Here is a 20,105-nt window from a genome sequence, read left to right as displayed (position 1 = left end):
CTCACTCGTCGAACGACGCGGTCTCGATCCATTCCTGCGCGGTCATCGCCCACCAGTCCTCGGCAAGGCCCTTGCGCACGTACTCGTACGGCAGCCAGCCGTACCCCTTGTCGCCCCAGGACTCGCCCCACGAGTTGCGGATCAGGAACGCACCCGTCTGCGTCTTCCCGTCGATCGGGTTCTTGATCGTCCGGTTGTCGTCGTACCCGACGGCCAGGATCGCGTGCCCGCCCTCGACGTTCTCTCCCTTTGCCGGGTAAGGGATCTCGCCCGGCGCGGAAGGCCGTCGGATGCTGCCGTAGACCGTGAATCCGAACATCGACGGCACCCCGGCCGCGAGGTGTTTGCGAACCGTGTCAAGGACTTCCTTGGCCGAGGCACCGGCTGGATCCAGCCGGAAGTATGTCAGCGCCTGGTAGTTCTGGGCGAACGCGAAGCAGAACGCGGGCGGGTCGTCCTCGAACTTGGCGATGTCGTAGGGCCAGTACCGCTCCGGCGGGACGCCGAACAACGCCAACGCACCCATCGTGCTACGCAGGTGCGCGCCGGTGTCGCCGGTCAGGCCGAGGAACTGCCGGGTCACCTTGTAGAGGAACAGCCGCGACATCTCCACGTGCTTGCCGAACGAGCGGCGCTGGAAGTACTCGACGATGCCGCAGGCCGCGTTCGCCGTGCAGGAACCGATCGTCTGCTGGTCTTCCACCGGCGAGAACCACTCGCGCAGATCCAATTTGTCCGGGGTTTCGGCGGGCGAGTCACCGGCGAGCGCCTGCAGCGCCGGGGATGCCGACGCCGACAGTAACTTTCTGACTTCGGGCGAGTCGTGGGTCAGATCGCGGACGTCCGGCCGGTCCGGCAGCCAGCCCATCCCGGTGACCCCGGGCTTGCCCGGCAGCGAGATCGTGTCCATGTTCCCCTCACAGTCGATTGGCGATATCGCTGAAAGAGGTAGCACGAGGCCGTGCAGATACACGCCGGGACCATCTCGTGTCCAAAACGCACCCTCGTGGGTGGTGCACAGGGTGAACTGGGGGGGGGAACCCGAATGCGGCCACCCACGAGGGGCAATCGTCACCGGTCAGGCGCTGCGGACGATCGGCCCGTTTCCGATCGCCGACTGACCGATGACGACACCTTCAGCCGCCTTGCGGACGGCTTTGCGCAGGCTGAGCGCTTGGTCGAAAAAGGACCGGAACACCGTCGTGGCGGAGTCGCCCGACGCCTTGGTCATGCAGTAGCGGACCGCGTCGGCGTGAAACGACCTGGCCAGCCCGGTCAGGTCGGTGCGCGCCTCGCTGATCAGGCGGTGCGTGGCCTCGACTCCCGCACGCAGCTCACCGAGCTCACGGATCAACGCGTCGACGTCCGCACCCGGCTCGCGGGACCGCCGGAACACCACCGTGGTCTCGGCGAGATCGTCGATCATCGTCTGCAGCCCGGCGAGATCGGCGTCCGAGAACTCGGTGAACAGCTTGATTACCGCTTCCTTCTCCGGTTCGACGCTGTCCACGACAAGCGCGTCCGCCCAGCCAAGGATCTGACACGCCGACAACGCGAGCTCGGCGGCCTCGGTCAGTTCCGGGCTCACCTTGAATTCGAAGTCAGGCACGGCAGAACAGTCACACCGGCCTGTTCCGAAAAAGTTCCCTCCGGTTGCCAGCTGCGGTTATGCCTCGATCAGCGGCTCCAGCCGGTCGGCGCACGGCGCGTGACCGCACAACCTGCACAACTCCAGTGCCGCGATCGCGGTCTTGCTCGCCTGCGCGCGGTTTCCGGCACGGGAGTGGATGAAAGCGAGCTCGGTCAACGCGGCCAGCTCGGGCGGACGATAACCGGCCTGCCGTGCGACATCACGGGCCTGAGTCGCCTCATCGATTGCCTTGTCGAAGTCACCGTGCGCCGCGCTCAACCGTGATCGGGCGCAGAGGCCGTACGCCATGTGCCACCGCAACCCGGCCCGGTTGATCATGGCTTCGGCCTGTGAGAGGTGCCGATCGGCGAGGTCGTATTCGCCGAGCCTGATCTCCGCGTCCGCGAGCGCGATCAGCGCGGCGGGTTTGATGAGCACGTCGCCTTCCTCCTCGGACACGTCCACCCCGCGTTGCGCGGCCGCTCGCGCGCCTTCGTCGCTGAAGGTCTCCCAGTGCCATCGGCTCAGCCAGGTGTACGCGGTGCCCATGCCGCGTGCGCCGAGGTCGTGGCCGATCGTGATCGATTGATCGATGTAGGTCCGCGATTCCTCGTAGCGCCCGAGGTCGAGCAGAACCGAACCGAGGTCGCGCATGTCGTGCACCATCGCGAGGTGCATCCGGTGGCTGCGGCTGATCTCCAGTGCGTTGCGGGCGCAGTCCTCAGCCAGCTCGAGCTTGCCCAAGTGGTGGTACTGCCTGCTGAGCCCGTTGAGCGTGCGGTTCTCCCCCGCGACGGACCCGAGTTCGGCGAACAGCGCGGCCGCTTTCTGGTTGTGCTCAATGGCTTTCGCCAGCCGTCCGGTGTATTCCAGGACCAGGCTGAGGTCCGCGAGCGACGCTGCCTCGCATTCCCGCCAGCCACAACTGCGAGACAACGCGACCGCGTTGTTCAGCACAGTGACCGCCTGTTCACGCTGGCCAGCACGCAGCAACGCCTCCCCCATGCTGTGCTGCAGCATGGCCTGGACTTCGGCTTCACCATTGCGTTTCGCGGCTTCCAGCACGATCGGACCAAGCTCAAGCCACGCCAGCCGACGGCCGTGGCGCGGGTAGAGCACGCGCAGATCGTCAGCCAGGCGCCAGGCTTGCCGATACGGTCCCTGCGCACACATCTGGATCAGCGCGGCCGTAAGGTTCGGCAGTTCCTCCATCGCGTCGCCGACAGGCGCGGACGCGACCGGGAACGTGCCAGGCAACCGAAGAACGGCTTGGCCGTGTTTCTCCACAACGGCGTTGGAAACGGCCAGGTAGTGGTCCATCAGCCGGTCCCACGCCTGCGTGCGTTCCGGATCCGTACGGGCTCGGTCGGACGCGAAGAGCCGCACGAGATCGTGGAACCGATAGCGCTGCGCGGCCTGTGGCTCGATCAGATACGCGGCTGCCAACGTGCGCAAGGACTTTGTCGCTTCAGCGACCGAGATCCCGGCGACCGCGGCGGCCGCGTGCGGTGTCACGTCCGGGCCGGGAACCAAGCCCAGCAACCGGAAAACCTGCCGGTCACGAGGTCGCAAGGCACGATACGACAGCGCGAACGCGGCACTCACCGGGCTGTCCGCGCCGTCGACGGCCAGCTCGGCCAGCCGGTCGCCGTTGGCCAATTCCGAGGCCACGTCGGCAATGCCGTGCGTCTCGACAACGTTGGCCGCCGCGATCCGCAACGCCAACGGCAGCCAGCCGCACAACCTGGCCAATTCGACGCAGTCGTCGCGTTCCTCGGTGACGCGGTCTTCGCCGAGCACCTCGGTCAGCAACGCCAACGCGTCCGACTCGGTCAACTCGGTCAGCGACGCGTGGTACGCGCCGGTGTTGGCGACCACGTCGCCCAACCGGTGCCTGCTGGTCACGATCCCCACACCAGACGGCGGCAGCAACGGCCAGACCTGGCTGGCGTCGCGCACATTGTCCAGCACCACAAGGACTTTCCGGTCGGCAAGCAGCGATCGGTACAGCCCAGCCTGCTGTTCCACAGTGTCCGGTACCCGCTCGGTCGGCACGCCAAGGGATTGCAGCAGCTGCCCGAGCGCGGCGACTGGCGTGAGCGGTTCGTGATCCGGGTCGTATCCCCGCAGGTTGAGAAACAGCTGCCCGTCCGGGAACTGGTCACGTACCCGATGCGCCCAGCGGATCGCCAGCGCGGTCTTGCCGACGCCGCCGGTCCCGCTGATCACGCCGATACCGCCGTCGCTGGTCAGCAGGCGTTCGCTGAGCGCGGTCAGCTCGGCTTCCCGCCCAGCGAAGCCGCGCACGTCCCGCGGCAACTCAGCGGGCCGCGTCCGCACGGGCGCCTCGCCGGGATCAAGGATGCGCTGGTGGATCTCGCGCAGCGCCTGGCCCGGTTCGATGCCGAGCTCCTCGACCAGCCGGTGATGCGTGTCCAGATAGACCGCGAGCGCCTCGGATCTGCGGCCCGACCTGTCGAGCGCGAGCATCAACTGGCCCTGCAGCCGTTCCCGCAACGGGTGGTCGGCCGCGATCCGCTGCACCTCACTGACCACCTTGTCGTGGCATCCGGCTGCGAGTTCGGCGTCGAAAAGCTCCTCGTAGACGTTGAGCCTGCGCTCCTCCAACGCGTCGGTCTCACGTTCGGCCAACGGCTCGCTCACGCCGCCAAGCGCCGGGCCGGTCCACAGATCCAGCGCGGCCCGGAACTTCGCCGCGGCCTCGGCCGCTCGTCCCGACTTCGCCTCGGTCCTGCCTTCGGTGATCCGCTCGGTGAAGACGTCAAGGTCAAGCTCGCCCGGCCGCACGCTGATCCGGTAGCCGGCCCTGACCCGGTCGATCACGTCCCTGCCCAGCAGCGCGCGCAGTTCGTGGACGTAGACGCGTACCCGGCCGAGTACCGACTTGGGTGTCTCCTCGCCCCACACGAGGGTGAAGATCTGCTCTTCCGACACCATCCGGTTCGCGTTGAGCAACAACGCGGCCAACACCGCGCGCTGCTTCGGGGCGCCCAACTCGACGTCACCCATCACAGCGACCGGTCCGAGGATCCGGTACCGCGGCTCACCAGGGGTTACGGGTTCCCCCATGTGCCTCAATTCCCTTTCCGCACAAGCCCGCGACCGGTACGCGCGAAAGAGCTGGCGGCGAACGCGTACCGGGGGCCCAGTCGCACAGTTAACGTCAGAACGCCACGCTCCGGCAAATGCGTTGCAATTGCCCAGTTAAACGGCCCGACCTGGCGATTTTCGGGCATGTCCATCGCATTTGACGCCCGCCATGTCCGATTTCAGCCAGACAGCCGCTGACCTGGAAAAACAGTCATCAGCAGGAAAAACCGAGCGGAAATCTGTTCATACGTGTTCAAAAAGCCCACTCGGCGAGCAAGAAATAGCCGGTCGGTGTGCCCGCGCGGCACAGTCGAAGTGGTCTGGATCATGGCCGGTCAGCGGGCCACTGCTTAGTACGGCAGCAGCCATTCGGGTTGTGACCTGTGGGGATGTGTAGCTGGGGCCGGTGGCGACATGGGGCAGCCGCCTGTTGATCATGTGTTTGTGAGAACTACAGGATCGCAGGCGGCTGCGGCTGCCAGGATAGGTGCTCGGTTGGCTGGGCGGAAACTGGGTGAGCTGTCCGAACGGCTGCGTTCGTGTTTTCGGCGGATCGAGCCGTTCGTGCAGGCGCGTAAGTACGTGCGGGCGGTGACAAGCGAGCTGCCGAAACGGAACGGCTGGACCATCGCTGAGTATGTCGGGGACCGGACACCGGATCGGACGCAGCGGCTGCTGAACCGGGCGGTGTGGGACGAGGCCGAGGCGATGGCGCAGATCCGGCGGTTCGCGGTGTCCGGGTTGGAGGAAGCGGCCCGCAAGGGCGGGCGCCGGCGCGGGAAGTTGGTGATCGGGGCGCTGGATGAGACGGGGCAGCAGAAGAAAGGTGAAGCCACCGCGGGTGTCAAACGGCAGCATCTGGGCTGCGCGGGTCGGGTGGAGAACGGGATCAACACGGTGCACCTGTCCTATGTGCGCGAAGGTGTCGGGCATGCGTTGATCGGGTTCCAACAGTGGATTCCCGAAGAGCACATCAGCGACCCGGTGACGTCGCTGCGCTCGGCGCTTCCCCTGGATCTGACGTTCCGCACCAAAGGACAGTTGGCCATCGACATCTGCACGACGGTGGCCGCGGACGGGTTCCGGCCTGATTTCTACTGCGGGGACGAGGTTTACGGCAGCTGCACCGAGTTGCGGGCCCACTTCGAGGCCGACAAGCAAGCCTATGTGCTGCGGGTTCAGAAGAACTTCCGGATCATCCTGTCCAGCGGCATGGAGCTGTCCTGCGACCAGGCCACGAAGACATTGCTGAAACGCGAGCGACAGTGGGAAATCCGCTCGGCCGGCAAGGGCTCCAAAGGCGACCGGTGGTATGCCTGGGCCTGGATCGCCACCAACTCGGCCCGCCACTACCTCCTCATCCGCAAACACCTGCGCACCGGCGAGTTGGCCTTCCACTACTGCTACGTGCCCGAAAGCGCACTGCTCACCAAGACCCGGCTGATCCGCGCCGCCGGGCTGCGTTGGCCTGTCGAGGAAGGATTCGAGTTCGGCAAAGACTGTTTCGGCCTGGACCAGGCTCAGGTCAGGCTCTACACCGCGATCGCCCGACACGCCGTGCTTGTATGCGCCGCTCTTGCGGTCTGCGCGGTCACCGCCGCACTGCTCCGCGACCGCACCGACAGTCAAGCCCCCGAACCCCTACACCCCGACCAGCTCCCACCCGCTGATCCCGGCCTGATCCCGCTCACCATCCCCGAAATCAAGCATCTGATCGCCGGCACCACCACACCCCGACCACCTGGACACGCAACCCACTGGGTGAACTGGCGCCGCAGGCATCAAGCACGATCACGCTGGTTCCACAAACGCGCCAGACTCGCCCGCGACATCAAGATCACCCAGGTCAGCTAACGAATGGCTGCTGCCGTATTAGGCTGTCGTGATCTCGCCACCTTTTCGGGTGACACACGTCACAGCGTTCAACAGCAGCGGGGTGCGCCGGGGTTTCCCGGCCGCATTCGACACATCGAGCAGAAGGGAGCGGCAGTGCCGGACGGCTTCGACCAGTTCGTCACTGATCGTCTCGATCGGCTGTTGCGCTACGCGACCGCGATGACCTGTGACCGGTATCTGGCGCAGGACATCGTGCAGGAGGTGCTGCTGCGCGCGCAGCGGCGCTGGCCACGGATCGAGGCGATGGACGCGCCATACCTCTACGTCAAGCGGATGGTGACGAACGAATACCTGTCCTGGCGGCACCGCAAGGCTGCTCGGGACATCGCGTCCCCTTCGCGGATGATCGACGCGTTGACACCGCCGGTCGGTGATCCCGCGGTGCAGCACGCCGAACGGGACGCGATGCGCGCCAGGATCGCCGTGCTGCCGCGTAAGCAGCGCGCGGCGCTGGTCTTGCGCTACTACGAGGACTGCAGCGACGGGGAGATCGCGACTGTCCTGAACTGCTCCGAAGGAACCGTACGCAGCCACATTTCCCGCGCGCTCAAGACGTTGCGCGCGGACAACCGGGTCATGGAGGTGCTGTGATGACCAACGATGAACTGCTGATCCGCCAGGCGATCGCCGCGGAGGCTGAGCAGGCGGTCGATCCCGGCACCGTGCTCACCGCGCTGCGGCAGGGCGCCAAGCCACGCCGTAAGCGGATCTGGATTGTCGCCGTGGCGGGCGGCGCGGTGGCCGCGGGCATTGCCGCCGTGGTCATTCCCTTGACCGCGTCACGTGCGGCGGCACCGCCCGCGACCTCGGAAACTGTCAACCCGCCGGTAGTTGTCGCCGAGACGACCGTGCTGCTGATGGGCCTCGACGTGATCAACATTCCGGACACCATCGTCCTGGCGAAGCTGGGCGCGGACGGGTCGATCCGGGCGGTGTCGCTGCCACGCGACAGCCACACCGCGTCCGGTTATCGCCTGAACTCGTACTACGCCAAGGCGGGCGGCGGCGACAACGGCGCCAAGGCGATGGTGGCCGAGGCCGAGAAGCTCACCGGAATCCGCGCCGAGCACTACGTCACCATCACGCAGGCCGGATTCGTCAACGCCGTGTCGGCCATCGGCGGTGTCGAGGTCTGCCTGAAAACGGCTGCGAAGGACCGGTACTCGAACGCGGATTTCCGTGCGGGCAAACAGATTCTCAATGGTGATCAGGCGATGGCGTTCATCCGGCAGCGCCACGGACTGCCACAGGGTGACCTCGACCGGATCACTCGCCACCAGGCGTTCCTGCGTGGTCTTGCCGCCAAGTTGACCGGCATCGACGCGGAGCAGAAGGCCGCGTTGGCCACCGCGTTGTTGCGTGAGGTGAAGGCCGATCCCAGCTTCGACGTGCTCGATTTCGCCAAGCGGCTGTCCGGGCAGACCAGCTTCTCCGTGGCAACCGTTCCGGTGGGTCCGACGACTACCGGGCCAGCTGGGGACACTTTGACCGTCAACCCCGAGCAAGCGCGGCGGTTCACGGCCGAACGTCTCAGCGGCCAGCCAAGCGACGGGCCGGAGTGCGTCAACTAACTAACCCCAGTACCCGGTGGGCTTGTCGGCGGTCTTCGGGCCGACAAGTTCCGCCTGGGCAACCGGGTGGAACAGGGCGTACGGCATGGGCAAGGTCAGCGCGCTCGCCTGATCGAGCAGCTCACGTGCGTCCGCCGGGATTTCGAAGTCCAGCGCCGCCAGGTTGCTCGCCAGCTGGTCGGCGCTGCTCGCGCCGATCAGCGCCGCCGCGACACCCGGCTGGGTCGCGGTCCAGTTGATCGCGACCTGGGCCATGCTGCGGCCAAGCCCGCCGGCGACTTTCTCGACGGCGGCCACGATCTGCCACTCGCGTTCACCGAGCACCCGGTATCCGGGGCTGTCTTTCAGACGACCGTCACCATCCAGGCCCCCGTGCGAAGGCCGGTATTTGCCGGTCAGCAACCCGCCCGCGACCGGTCCGAACCCGGTGATGCCCATGCCGAGGTGCTGCGCCAAGGACACGTATTCGAGCTCGATCTCCCGCGATATCAAGGAATACGGCAGCTGCAGGCCGATCATCCTGGTCAGGCCGTGCGCTTCGGCGTAGGTCTGCGCTTTGGCGGCGTACCAACTCGGCACGTCGGACATGCCCGCGTACCGGACCTTGCCCGCCTTGACCAGGTCGTCGAAGGTGTGCACGACCTCTTCGACCGGTGTCATCCGGTCCCAGATGTGCAGCAGGAACAGGTCGATGTAGTCGGTCCGCAGCCTCGTCAGCGAGTCCTCGACGGCTTTGATCATGTGCTTGCGGCCGTTGCCACCGGCGTTGGGATCGCTGGGGTCGAGGGTGTTGGTGAACTTGGTCGTCAGCACGACCCGGTCGCGTGCCCCGGCCTCTTCCAGGAGCTTGCCGATGATCTCCTCACTGTGGCCCGCGGTGTAGAAATCGGCCGTGTCCACGAAGTTGCCGCCCGCGTCCAGGTAGGCCCGCAGGATCGGGCGGGCTTCGTCCTCGGTTTTGCCGTAGGCGGCGTGATAGCCACGCGTGCCGAAGTTCATCGTGCCCAACGCGACCCGGCTGACCCGCAGACCCGACTTGCCGAGCAGGTAGTACTGCATCTCATCTCCCGAATGGACTAGCTGGTCCATTCAGCCTGCCCAGCAAAAAATGGACCGGCAAGTCCAATCATTGGCCCAGGAACGCGCGCAGGTCCTTCGCCAACTGGTCCGGGTTCTCCTCGGCGACGTGATGACCCGAGTCGATGCCGTGCCCGATGATGTGCGGGCACCAGGGTTTCCAGACCTCCAGCGGATCGCCGTACAGCTGTTCCATGTCGTCACGCAGCGACCACAGCATCATCGTGGGACACGTGATCTGCTTGCCCACAGCGCGATCCGCCTCGTCGTTGATCCGGTCGATGCCGAGATTGGCCCGGTAGTCCTCGACCATCGCGTGCACAGTCGCCGGGTCGCGGATCGCCGCGAGGAAATCGGCGTGGTTCTCAGGGCCGAGACGGTCCGGCGAGTTCGACGTCCAGGCGTTGTACCAGGTCTCCGGGTCCGCGGTGATCACGCGCTCGGCCGGTTTCGCGGTCTGCCCGAGGAAGAACCAGTGCCACCATTCCTTGGCGAACCTGGCGTCCGCTCGGTCGAGCGCCTCGGCAGTCGGGACTATGTGGATCACGACCAGCTTCGTCACCACGTCCGGGTGATCGAGCGCGGTCCGGTACGCCACATAGGCGCCACGATCGTGTCCGACGACCGCGAACCTCTCGTGACCGAGCTGGCCCATGATCGCCACGATGTCGTCGGCCATCGCGCGCTTCGAGTAGGGCGCATGGTCTTCGGTGCTCGCGGGTTTGTCGGACTGACCGTATCCCCGCAGGTCAGGGCAGACGACGTAGTGGTCACGGGCCAGCTGCGGCGCCACCCGGTGCCACGTTGTGTGTGTGTCCTGGGATGCCCGTGCAGCAACACGACCGGCGATCCGGAACCGCCGTGCTGGACCCGCAGCCGCGCGCCCGCTCCCTCGATCCAGTCGAGCTCGAACCCAGTGAATATCCCCATGCCGAGGGACTACCCAGGCTTCGCTGGCCAAACCGTGGCCTGTTCCACGGCATCCAGCTCTGGGTGAATCTGCCCAGTACCAACACGTTCAACCCACCGCGCTACCGGGACATCCGCGCGCAGCAGGCCAGCCTGCTGTCCTCAGCGGACGGTGGCGCGCCGCTGTCTTCGGCAATGGCGATGTGCTCACTCTCAAGGGCGCCGCGAGCCAGCCTGCCGCCGAGCCGAACCTCGATGTCCTGCTGCTCGGCGGCCTGCCGATCCGGGAACCGGTGGTGCGGTACTGCCCGTTCGCGATGACCACCCGCGAGGAGATTTTCCAGGCGCTGCAGGACTTTCAGTCCAGCGAGTTCGGTGTCATCCCTGGCGAGCACATCCCGCACACCTAAACCAGTGCTCGCAGGTAGAGCGGCTGCGTGATCTTCTTGGTGAACCGCGGGCCGACCAGGTGACGCGTGCACTGCCCGGCAACCGGTGTGTTGCAGTACTTGCCAGCACTGTCTATATGGGCGCCCTGCGAGTTCACACCCACGACGACACCGAGTCCAACGGGCTCGGCGAAGTGCGCGATCCGTGGCCCGCCACTGGAACCGCCGCCCATCTCACACGCGACACCCCAGAGATCCTCCGGCGGAAGCTCGGGATGGGGAACGTACTTCGCCGCGTTGCCCCAGCAGCGAGCCAGCCGCTGGCCGATGAACTCGGGGCGGCCCTTGATTCCTGGCGCCGGGCTTGCCCTGGGGTAGCCGAACTGCTGAACGGCCTGGTCTCCGCGCTGGTCGAAAGCAATAGCCTGCGGCACGGCAGGAATGTGCTCGTTGAGCGTCACGAATGCTTGGTCGTACTCGGACTTCTGGTCATCGGCCACCCATTCCTTGTGGACGACGACTGACCTGACCGGAAAGGCTCCGAACGGCATGGTGTTGTCCCGGAAACCGGGCACGAAAAGCAGTTTCGTCGTCCACCTCGGGTCGTTGCCGATCAGGTCGAACCCGTGCGCGCAGTGCCCGGCTGTCACGGCGACGGAACGCCCAGCGCTGGGCACGAGGGTGGCGGTGCAACTGGCGTCGTCGCCGTCCCGATCGACGAAGAACAGCCTGCCGATGGACCTGTCGGCCGCGGTTCCCTGCCGGAAACCCGCGCCAGCAGGGCTTTGTTTGAGCGGATCGTTGTTCGGCGGATCGGACTCCATCTTGGCGATCCGCTCGGTGGTCCAGTGGTCCTTGACGGCTTGTTGCTCGCCGGCAGGGATGGCGTGCACGACAGCGTCCGAAGTGGACGCCCAACCTGGTGTCGCAACACCTGATCCAGTAGCGAAAGCCAGTGCGGTAGCGAAAGCCAAGCCGCACAGGATCGTTTTTCGGATCATGGCGGCTAGCGTGGCAGCCGGATGTCAGGAGGTTGTCAGGAATTGGCGCCGTGATAGACGAACTGGCCGAGGCCGACGGTGAAGATCAACACGCCATAGAGGCCGTGCTCGATGGAGACCGCGAGCAATGACCTGCTTCTGGCGTATCGGGAAGCGAAGAGCAAACCGCCAACAGTCGTGGCGACGACCGCGAACCAGTTGCCGAAGATGATGTGCGCGAACCCGAACGCGGCCGCACTGGCAACGATCATTCCCGTTCCGCTGCCGAAGACCGGGGCGTAGCGGTGAAACATGAAGGCCCGGAAGATCAGTTCCTGCGGATAGACGCTGAGCAGCGGATAGCCGACGGCGATGGCCAGCCACAGCCATGGATTGCTCGCAGGCAGGCTGAACAGGTCGTCGGGCAGCAGAATCGCCACTGCCGCAACAGCCACCACGGCCGCGACCGCCCAGAGGCCGAGCATGGGCCGCAGTTGCCCGCGGACCGCCTCGGGACGCAGGAAGTCCTTGCGGTCGAAGCTCTTCTGCCTGATCAGGTAGGCCACGGAGCCCACGCCGAGCGCGAGCAGGAACGGAATCGGGCTGACACCCTGCGCGAACACGGCGAAGGCCGCGATCGTGCCGAAGAACAGCACGGCGAACTCGGCGAGGAGATACACCTTCCGCCGACTGGTGATCTCAGCACCAAGGATCGTCCCCTGGGCAACCGTCCGCACAGCCATGATCCCAAGCTACGAAGCCCAGCCTGACGATCTTCTAAGGTTCAACCGCCGTGTCCACCCTTCCATCACACTGAAATGCACGTTCCAACACGCCGTGTCCACCTTTCCAACACAGCGAAATACACGTTCCAGCACGGTGTGTCCACCTTTGGCAATGGCAGTGGTCGACACGGTGTGCCGGAACGGTGGACACGCTGTGCCGGAACGGTGGACACGGTTGGCGCTGGTAGCGTCGGGCTTGATGGACTGGACAATGGGCGACCTCAAGCTGACCACGCCATGGACCCACTCGGTCTCTCCCACCAACGCGCTGCCCGAATACCCCAGACCACAGCTGGCCCGGCCGGACTGGCTGAACCTCAACGGCGTGTGGGAGTTCACATCGGGCGAGCAGCCGTCCTTCGGTGAGACGCTGCCGGAACGGGTCCTTGTCCCATTTCCCATTGAGTCCGCTTTGTCCGGTATCGCCCGGCATGAAGACTTCATGTGGTACCGGCGCACCTTCGACGTCCCGCCTGCCTGGCGAGGGCGCATCCTGCTGCATTTCGGTGCCGTGGATTATCGAGCGACCGTCTACGTCAACGGTCAGGAAATCGGCTCACACCAGGGCGGATACGGGTCCTTCTCGTTCGACATCACCGATGCTCTGCAGGCCGGTGGCTCGCAGGAGTTGATCGTCGGGGTCGAAGACCGGGCCGACGCGACGTGGCAGCCGATCGGCAAGCAACGCCTTGTCCCTGATCAGGGCATCTTTTACGAGGGTGCGTCCGGCATCTGGCAGACCGTGTGGCTGGAGCCGGTGCCTGAAACGCATGTCGTCTCGCTGGACATGGTTCCTTCCCTCGACCGAGAATCGCTGGTGGTGACCGCCCACATCGCCGGGCCGGACCAGTCCTTCCAAGTGACGGTCCGCGATGGCGATTCCTTGGTCAGCCGTAAAAGTGGCACGTCCACTGTGGAGATCCCGGTGCCGCAGCCCAAGCTGTGGTCACCGGATTCGCCGTTCCTGTACGGCCTCGAAGTCGTTCTCCCGCAAGGCGATCGGGTCACCTCATACTTCGGGATGCGCGAGTTCGGCATGCAGCCGGACAAGGACGGGCGACTCCGGTTCACCCTGAACGGCGAGTTCCTGTTCCTGCTGTCCACATTGGATCAAGGGTACTGGCCGGACGGGATCTACACCGCGCCGACTGACGAGGCACTGCGGTTCGACCTGGAACAGCACAAAGTCCTTGGCTTCAACACGGTTCGCAAGCACATCAAGACCGAGCCGGACCGCTGGTACTACCACGCCGACCGGCTGGGACTGCTGGTCTGGCAGGACATGCCGTCGACGAAACTCGGCCGTCCGCCTGCCGACGCTCAGCGCCAGTTCGAGGCCGAGTTGCATGAAATGGTGACACAGAAGAAGAACTGGACGTGCGTTCTCGGGTGGATCCTCTTCAACGAGGGCTGGGGCGAATGGTCGCTTGAGGACACCGGCCGCATCGCGGACGAAGTGAAGGCCCTCGACCCGAGCCGGATCGTCAACGCGCACAGCGGCTACAACCTCACCGATTCCTTCGGCGATTCGGGCCACGGCGACGTGATCGACCTGCACGAATACGTCGGCCCCGCCACCACGCTGCCGGACGCCACCAGGATCGCGATCGACGGCGAGCACGGCGGCTTCGGCCTTGAGGTCGACGGCCATATGTGGTTCAACGACGGCCACGCGTACCAGATGACGCCGGACATCGCCACGTTGACCAGGCGTTATGTCGAGAATCAGCGTGACGTGCTCGAAGCAGCCAAGACCAACAGCCTCAGCGGCGCGATCTACACCCAGATCACCGATGTGGAGCACGAGGTGAACGGCTTTTTCACCTACGATCGACGAGTGGCCAAAATGGACTTCCACGAGGTGCGTGCGGTCAACGACCAGATCATCCGCGAATGCGGCTGATCGGCCGCACGGCTGAACTCACCGCACTGCTCGAATCGATCCTCGCTGGTGGCCTGACGCTGCTGACCGGCGCCCCGGGGATTGGTAAGTCAAGGCTGGCGGAAGAAGCCCTGGCCGAGTGCGGCCTGAACACCCTGGTCGGCCGCGCGCACCCGCTGCACGCGGGCTTGGCGTACGCGCCGATCGTGGAAGCTTTGCGGCCTGCGGTGCAGCGCGCGACCGACTTCGCCGCGTTGACCGACCTTGGGAAGTTGTTCGGTGATCCGCAGCTGCCGGTCGCTCCGGCGCTGGACAACCCCGAGGCTGAGCGGGCGCGGATGTTCGGCGGCGTGGCCGAGTTGATCCGGCAGGTCGGGCCTGCGGTGTTGTTCGTCGACGACGTGCACTGGGCCGATCGGGGCACGGTCGCGCTGTTGCAGCACGTCAGCCGCCACTGCCCGGTCCTGGTCACCTCCCGCACTGACGAGTCGTCCATCCAGGCGGATGCGATCGTCGAGCTTGGGCCGTTGCCGGACGTGTCCGTTGCCGAATTGGCGCGGGATCTGCTGGGCAAGGTGCCTTCCGCGGAGTTGCTGAGTACGGTCACCGAGCGCGCGCAGGGTGTGCCATTGTTCGTGACCGCACTGCTGCAAGGCGGTCTGACCTCGCTTCCGGCCGTCATCAAGGATGTCGTGCTGGCACGGCTTGATCAGCTTTCTGGTGCTGACCGGCGTCAGTTGGAGTTGATCGCGGTCGCCGGGACCTTGCCCGGCGATCACGCTGGCATGGCTCGGCTGATCAGCCAGGGCTTGGTCGTTGAAGCTGACGGGAGCTACCGGGTCGCGCATCCGCTGTACGCGGAGGTCGCGTACGACGCCTTGACCATCGGCGAGCGACGAACTCTGCACGCGGCCGTGATCGACATGCTCGATGACGAGGTTGCCAAGGCGCCGCACTACCTCCAGGCCGGGGATTTGGTCGACAAGGATCACGCGATCGCGGCTTTGGCCAAGGCGGGCAGACGGGCCATGCTGGTCAACGCAGGCGACGAAGCCGTGCAGTACGTCTCCGCCGCTTTGCAGATTTCCGGGCCTGACCTCGCGTTGATGGACATGCTCGGCCAGGCGTACCTGCGGGCAGGCCGGATCACCGACGCGATCGGCGCGTGGAACCAGTCCGCGGAACTGGCGCGTCGGCTCGGCGAGAACGATAAGCTCAGCGCGTTGCGGTTCCGGCTGGCGTTGATGGAGTCCGAGGCTGGCCACTTCGCCAAGGCCGAGACGCACGCGTTGGACGGCAGCGTCCCGATCACGGACACGGCATCGCAGACGATCGCTTTGCGGATGATCTATACCTTGCGGCACAACGATCCTGACCGGGCGCGGCAGATAATCTCACATCACTCCGTCTCGCCGAATCCGCACCCGGCCGCTGTGGCGTCCGAGGCGCTGCGCCAGCAACTGGCTGCGCTGCTGAACGGTGAGTTGATCGCCGCCCGTGACCACGCCGCGGCCGCTTTCGAGCACAGCCAGAAGTGGAAACAGGACTGGCCGGTGCTGGACAACTACGCGATGCACGCCCTGATCAGCCTGAACTCGGCGGTCGGCGCGGTCGGTGCCGCCGTGGTTCAGGCCAAACAAGCGCTTGAGGCGCAGACGGTCACAGGCGTCTCACCATCGGGGTCGACCGCGCGGCTCGACCTGAACATGACGTACTACCTGGCAGGGGACTTGGTCGCGGGCACGGCCGCGAGCGCGGTCGGTGTGCAGCGCGCGCGTGATGCCGGAATGCCGCGTTCGCTGGCGCGCGCGTTGTATTGCCATGCGTTGTTCCTCGCCGAACGCGGGAAGCTGATGGCGGCCAAGGATCTTTGTGCTGAGGCGCGGGCGATCTCGGTCGGACCGGAGCCTGGTTTGACCGCGTTGCGGGAAAGCGTGGAAACCGCGTTGGCGATCCACTCTGGACACCCGGAACTCGCTCCGCCGCTTGATTATTGGGCTTTGTATCACGAACCCATGCCGATGATCGTGCGGATGATCTTCGCGTGGCGGGCTGGCGTTGTGGCGCCGTGCAGCGGACATGGCCCGTTGCTTGACGCCGTCGCTGCTGCCAATTCGTCCTTGTTGGAGAGTATGGGCGCGCCTTTGCTTGCCGCTGAGGCTCGGCTTGCCTCGACCGATGGCGTTGTGGCGTGCATCAAGGTCTTTGAGAACGCGGGCGCCCGGCCGTGGGCCGATCGCGCTCGCCGGGCCGCGCGGGCGGCGGGCTTGCACCCGCCCAACCCATCCACGAAAGGCCCGCTGACCAAGCGGGAGACCGACGTCGCCCGGCTTGTCGGCTATGGACTGTCCAATGCGGACATATCAGCGCAGCTTTTGATCAGCGAGCGGACCGTCGAGGCGCATTTGACAAGCGCGTACGCCAAACTCCGCCTGTCATCCCGGATCCGGCTCGCTCACTGGGCTGCCGAGAACATCGACTAGTGTTTGGCGGCTCGCCGCACGCGTCGCCGCAACTGCAGAATCCGTGCCGCGCCGATCAAAGCGACGAGTATCGCGCCACTGATCGCGGCGAAGAGTAGCGCGACGCCGAGTGGAAGTTCGCCGGACATGCCGAGGAAGCTGACCGTGACCGAGGTCAGGTTCGCCAGGATGAAGATCAGCAGGAAGACCAGGACGATGATGGCGACGATGACCGCGATCCACGTACCGCTGATCCGCGTTGCCTTGGTGACGGATTTGCTCGAATCCTTGGCCGCTGCGTCCGCGGGATCCACGACCGCGGGGTCGGCGGCGGCGTGCTTGCCCGTTGTGCTGTCGGCTACCGCGCCCTTACCTGCGGGGTCCCTCGGTTCCTGGACCGGGATCTCGTCGGTCGGCGGGGTTTCGGGGTTGGTGGTCATAGCCGGAATCATCCCGCTTGTCAGGCCTGATCGCAGGACGTAACTCACCCGTTCGGGCTAGCGCACCAACTCGATCACCCTGGCGTGCAGAGTATCCAGGTACAGCTCAGACTCAGGCTTCATCAAAACGCTACGCAGCACCCTGGCCCGATCGGCATCGGCGGTGATTTGGGGATGACGCCTGCCGAAATCCTCCCGGCCAACGGACAGAACGCTGAGGAAGACAGGCTCGACCTCAGCGGACATCCCCGCGTGCAGAACCCGCTGCGACGTCGCGTCGATCTCGCTCATGGTCTGTGCCGTGCCGAAGTAGGTGACAATGTCCAGCTCAGGACGCTGGTAGAGGGTCAGCTCGGCACTGGCGTCGATCATGTCCGCCCACTGCACGGCGGCGCGCCGTCCGGCGGCGAGGACGGCGCCCAGACCGTCCACAGTGGGCGGAATCAGTTGGAAGGTCAGCCACAACGCGGCCGCCGAAGCACCGGACCGTGAGCATTCCAGGCTGATCTCGCCCGGGTGAAGATCGTCGGAAGTGAAGTAGGTGTAGGGCGAATCGTGCGCGTAGAACCGGCCGACTTTGGGATCACGGAACAACACCGCACCGCAGCCGTAGGGCTGGAGGCCGTGTTTGTGCGGGTCGACGACTATGGAGTCGCAGTCCTTGATTGCTTGCCACGGCTTGGGATCCAGGTCTTCGACCAGGGTGAAGAAGCCGCCGTAGGCCGCGTCCACGTGTACGCGGACGCCGTACTTTCGGGCTATTTCGAGGATTTCGTGAATGGGGTCGATGGCACCGAGTCCGGTGGTGCCCGCTGTGGCTACGACTGTGCCGATCTTGCCGGTTTTGAGGACGTTTTCCAGGTCTTCGATGTCCATCCGGCCGGAGTTGTCGACCTGGATCTTGGTACCTTCGACCCCGAGGACACCGCACATCCGGCCGTGCGTGTAGTGACTGTCCACACTGAACGCCACGCCCTTGTCGGGATGCAGTTCCCTTGCCACGAAAAGGGCTTCGAGGTTGGCGATGGTTCCGCTCGATGTCAGGTGGCCCAGGTGCTCGCCGTAGCCGAACATCGTCGCGAGTTGCTTGACGACCTCGCGCTCCATTTTCGCTGTGGCCGGGCCGCCGTCCAAGGCGTGGTTGTTCGGGTTGATGAGCATGGCGGCTACGTAGCCCGCGACGGCCGCCGGGTGCGGAGGCTTTTGCATCTGGCCCGCGTAGCGCGGGTGGAAGTACGGATAGTTGATGCCGAGGCGGGCCGAGAGGGTGTCGAGGGCCGCTTCCAGTTCGGCGTCGCTGAGCTGCGTGGATGGGTGGTTGGGCAGGTCGCCGAACTGCTCGACCCACTTGCGATGGTTGTCCAGCACGTGGTTCAGCGCCCGCCGCAGGTCCATCCCCGCTCCCATCTCGTTTGGGCCCGAACTATACCGGTGGGTGCGGAGGGGGTTCAAGGCCAGCGTCGCCTTCCAGCCTGGTCAGGTCTCGTGAGTGGTTAGGCGGGTTAGAACACCGCTAACCACTCACGAGGCGCACGCTGGGAGTTTCTACTGGGCCTTGAGGGGGTTGATCGGGATCCGGACGTGGAAAGTGGTCTTGCCAGGCTCGGACTCAACCCGGACGTCCCCGTGATGCTTGTTCACGATGATGCGCCACGTGATGTCCAGCCCCAGGCCGGTCCCCTCGCCCACGGCCTTCGTCGTGAAGAAGGGCTCGAAGATCCGGTCCTTGATCTCCGGGGGAATTCCACTCCCGGTGTCCGAGATCTCGACGACCGCGCACGCGTCATCCCGGAACGTTCGAATGGTCAACGTCCCCCGGCCGTCCATCGCCGAAATGGCATTGTCGATCAGGTTCGTCCATACCTGGTTCAGCTCAGCGGCATAGGCCGAAATGAGCGGCAGCGACCGGTCGTAGTCTTTCACGACCTGCACACCATCGCCGAACTTGGCGTTCAGCATCACCAGTGTCGAGTCCAGCAGTTCGTGCACGTCGACAACCTGGAACGGCGCCCTGTCCATCTGCGAATACTGCTTGGCCGCACCCACCAAAGTGGACACTCGGGTGGTCGCGTCCTCGATCTCGTTCATCAGCGACTCGGTCTCGACCGTGTAGGCGATCCACCGGATCGCTGCCTCCGAGGTCGCTTGTGGACAGTTGGCGATCGCCTCAGTCAGCCATTCCACGTCAAGCCCGCCGGCCACCAACGTCGGCGCCAGGTCCCAGCTCCCCTGGATCCCGCGCGATTCAAGCCAGTCGGCGACTTCGTCCTCACGGTCGCTGGCTTCCATTGGTTGCAGCTTTGGGGCTTTGGCGACCCGCTCGACCGCGTCCTCCTGCAGCAGCACCAACGATGGCAGGGTTTTGGGGTCGATGGCGCCGCTGGCGAGCATGGCAAGTTTGTGCCGCATGCCTGCCACGCGTTCACGCAAGGCCGCCGTCGCACGGACAGCCGCTGCCGCCGGGTTGTTCAGCTCGTGGGTCAGACCAGCCGACAGGGAACCCAAGGCGAGCAGCCGTTCACGCTGGCTGGTCACCCGCTGGGTGTTCTGCAGCCCGAAGAACAGCCCTTCGAGCAGGTGCATCGCCATCGGGAACCACTCGCGCACGATCGGCCCGAAATCGGCCGCGGGCAGCTGGTACATCGCCGTGTCGGTGATCGACTGCACCGTCATCTGGTACGTCGTCTTCGACGGGATGTCGGCTTCAAGGTACGACTGGGTCGCGCCGAAATAGGACCCTCGATGGTCCGTGCGGTTCGTCTCGACGATCTCGCCGCCGATGTTGCGGCTCAGCGATACCGTTCCTTCGAGCAGCAGGAAGAAACAGGTGGCGTCGTCGCCCTCGGTCAGGATCGGGGTCCCCGCGGTCCTCCGCTCCACGTGACCGTGTTCCACCAGCCAGTCGAGCTGCGTGTCGCTCAGCCGCTCGAACAGGAACAACTCCCGCAACTCGGCCGAAGTCAGCTTTTCCAT

The 20,105-nt window shown here is 65.4% G+C and carries 15 protein-coding genes and 1 pseudogene; 6 read left to right on the top strand and 10 right to left on the bottom strand.

Features of this window, described 5'->3' with window-relative positions:
• Nucleotide 1: 1 nt before the first annotated feature.
• The 3 genes from LWC34_RS49470 to LWC34_RS49460 form a co-directional block, all read right to left on the bottom strand.
• Nucleotides 2-910, bottom strand: coding sequence for a C1 family peptidase (locus LWC34_RS49470; protein ID WP_233733001.1), 909 nt, complete (start codon nt 908-910; stop codon nt 2-4).
• A 168-nt stretch (nt 911-1,078) separates the two neighbouring features.
• Entirely contained in the window at nt 1,079-1,609 is a 531-nt protein-coding gene (locus tag LWC34_RS49465) for a hypothetical protein (RefSeq protein WP_233732997.1), read from the bottom strand.
• A 57-nt stretch (nt 1,610-1,666) separates the two neighbouring features.
• A complete protein-coding gene (locus tag LWC34_RS49460; RefSeq protein WP_233732995.1) occupies nt 1,667-4,720 on the bottom strand; it encodes an AfsR/SARP family transcriptional regulator in 3,054 nt (1,017 codons plus the stop codon).
• Nucleotides 4,721-5,251: 531 nt separating this feature from the next.
• Between LWC34_RS49460 and LWC34_RS49455 the strand changes: the two genes are divergently transcribed.
• From LWC34_RS49455 to LWC34_RS49445, 3 genes are all read left to right on the top strand, one after another.
• Nucleotides 5,252-6,595, top strand: coding sequence for an IS701 family transposase (locus LWC34_RS49455; RefSeq protein WP_443667751.1), 1,344 nt, complete (start codon nt 5,252-5,254; stop codon nt 6,593-6,595).
• A gap of 135 nt (nt 6,596-6,730) precedes the next feature.
• The gene (locus tag LWC34_RS49450) at nt 6,731-7,228 is read left to right on the top strand and encodes a SigE family RNA polymerase sigma factor (protein ID WP_233732993.1); all 498 of its coding nucleotides are present in this window, start codon (nt 6,731-6,733) and stop codon (nt 7,226-7,228) included.
• The gene (locus LWC34_RS49445) at nt 7,228-8,208 is read left to right on the top strand and encodes an LCP family protein (RefSeq protein WP_233732991.1); all 981 of its coding nucleotides are present in this window, start codon (nt 7,228-7,230) and stop codon (nt 8,206-8,208) included. The genes LWC34_RS49450 and LWC34_RS49445 overlap by 1 nt, the downstream gene beginning before the upstream one ends.
• Here the strand turns inward: LWC34_RS49445 and LWC34_RS49440 are convergent, their stop codons facing one another.
• Together LWC34_RS49440 and LWC34_RS49435 are read right to left on the bottom strand one after the other, a co-directional pair.
• Nucleotides 8,209-9,297, bottom strand: a complete 1,089-nt coding sequence (locus LWC34_RS49440) for an aldo/keto reductase (RefSeq protein ID WP_233732989.1) — start codon at nt 9,295-9,297, stop codon at nt 8,209-8,211.
• A gap of 37 nt (nt 9,298-9,334) precedes the next feature.
• Nucleotides 9,335-10,078, bottom strand: coding sequence for an alpha/beta fold hydrolase (locus LWC34_RS49435; protein ID WP_308200269.1), 744 nt, complete (start codon nt 10,076-10,078; stop codon nt 9,335-9,337).
• Nucleotides 10,079-10,397: 319 nt separating this feature from the next.
• Here LWC34_RS49435 and LWC34_RS58480 point away from each other — a divergent pair, with 319 nt between their 5' ends.
• Entirely contained in the window at nt 10,398-10,604 is a 207-nt protein-coding gene (locus LWC34_RS58480) for a pirin-like C-terminal cupin domain-containing protein (protein ID WP_233732979.1), read from the top strand.
• Here the strand turns inward: LWC34_RS58480 and LWC34_RS49425 are convergent.
• A complete protein-coding gene (locus tag LWC34_RS49425) occupies nt 10,601-11,584 on the bottom strand; it encodes a trypsin-like serine peptidase (protein WP_233732977.1) in 984 nt (327 codons plus the stop codon). The two genes, LWC34_RS58480 and LWC34_RS49425, sit on opposite strands and share 4 nt — an antisense overlap.
• A 35-nt stretch (nt 11,585-11,619) precedes the next feature.
• Nucleotides 11,620-12,306, bottom strand: a complete 687-nt coding sequence (locus LWC34_RS49420) for a CPBP family intramembrane glutamic endopeptidase (RefSeq protein ID WP_233732975.1) — start codon at nt 12,304-12,306, stop codon at nt 11,620-11,622.
• A 241-nt stretch (nt 12,307-12,547) separates the two neighbouring features.
• Between LWC34_RS49420 and LWC34_RS49415 the strand changes: the two are divergent.
• Both LWC34_RS49415 and LWC34_RS49410 read left to right on the top strand, forming a co-directional pair.
• Nucleotides 12,548-14,239: pseudogene (locus LWC34_RS49415) on the top strand (glycoside hydrolase family 2 protein); the annotation flags it as partial.
• A gap of 2 nt (nt 14,240-14,241) precedes the next feature.
• Nucleotides 14,242-16,713, top strand: coding sequence for an ATP-binding protein (locus LWC34_RS49410; protein ID WP_233732973.1), 2,472 nt, complete (start codon nt 14,242-14,244; stop codon nt 16,711-16,713).
• On the opposite strand, the gene LWC34_RS49405 is transcribed toward LWC34_RS49410, so the two are convergent.
• The 3 genes from LWC34_RS49405 to LWC34_RS49395 form a co-directional block, all read right to left on the bottom strand.
• A complete protein-coding gene (locus LWC34_RS49405) occupies nt 16,710-17,132 on the bottom strand; it encodes a LapA family protein (RefSeq protein ID WP_233732971.1) in 423 nt (140 codons plus the stop codon). The genes LWC34_RS49410 and LWC34_RS49405 overlap by 4 nt on opposite strands.
• 57 nt (nt 17,133-17,189) lie before the next feature.
• The gene (locus tag LWC34_RS49400) at nt 17,190-18,527 is read right to left on the bottom strand and encodes a pyridoxal phosphate-dependent decarboxylase family protein (RefSeq protein WP_233732969.1); all 1,338 of its coding nucleotides are present in this window, start codon (nt 18,525-18,527) and stop codon (nt 17,190-17,192) included.
• Nucleotides 18,528-18,677: 150 nt separating this feature from the next.
• Nucleotides 18,678-20,105 (bottom strand): ATP-binding protein, encoded by a 1,428-nt coding sequence (locus LWC34_RS49395; protein ID WP_233732967.1) that lies wholly within the window; start codon nt 20,103-20,105, stop codon nt 18,678-18,680.

Origin of the sequence: Kibdelosporangium philippinense, from assembly GCF_021390435.2 — a bacterium.
In the GTDB taxonomy this organism is placed as follows: Bacteria; Actinomycetota; Actinomycetes; order Mycobacteriales; family Pseudonocardiaceae; genus Kibdelosporangium; species Kibdelosporangium philippinense.
The sequence above is the reverse complement of the archived record's forward strand: the minus strand, read 5'-3'. Positions and strand labels throughout refer to the sequence as shown.

What these genes read in the sequence shown, in the direction of transcription:
- LWC34_RS49470 (WP_233733001.1), bottom strand. Translation starts at nt 910, where the DNA reads ATGGACACGATCTCGCTGCCGGGCAAGCCCGGGGTCACCGGGATGGGC.
- LWC34_RS49460 (WP_233732995.1), bottom strand. Translation starts at nt 4,720, where the DNA reads ATGGGGGAACCCGTAACCCCTGGTGAGCCGCGGTACCGGATCCTCGGA.
- LWC34_RS49445 (WP_233732991.1), top strand. Translation starts at nt 7,228, where the DNA reads ATGACCAACGATGAACTGCTGATCCGCCAGGCGATCGCCGCGGAGGCT.
- LWC34_RS49440 (WP_233732989.1), bottom strand. Translation starts at nt 9,297, where the DNA reads ATGGACCAGCTAGTCCATTCGGGAGATGAGATGCAGTACTACCTGCTC.
- LWC34_RS49425 (WP_233732977.1), bottom strand. Translation starts at nt 11,584, where the DNA reads ATGATCCGAAAAACGATCCTGTGCGGCTTGGCTTTCGCTACCGCACTG.
- LWC34_RS49420 (WP_233732975.1), bottom strand. Translation starts at nt 12,306, where the DNA reads ATGGCTGTGCGGACGGTTGCCCAGGGGACGATCCTTGGTGCTGAGATC.
- LWC34_RS49410 (WP_233732973.1), top strand. Translation starts at nt 14,242, where the DNA reads ATGCGGCTGATCGGCCGCACGGCTGAACTCACCGCACTGCTCGAATCG.
- LWC34_RS49405 (WP_233732971.1), bottom strand. Translation starts at nt 17,132, where the DNA reads ATGACCACCAACCCCGAAACCCCGCCGACCGACGAGATCCCGGTCCAG.
- LWC34_RS49400 (WP_233732969.1), bottom strand. Translation starts at nt 18,527, where the DNA reads ATGGACCTGCGGCGGGCGCTGAACCACGTGCTGGACAACCATCGCAAG.
- LWC34_RS49395 (WP_233732967.1), bottom strand. Translation starts at nt 20,105, where the DNA reads ATGGAAAAGCTGACTTCGGCCGAGTTGCGGGAGTTGTTCCTGTTCGAG.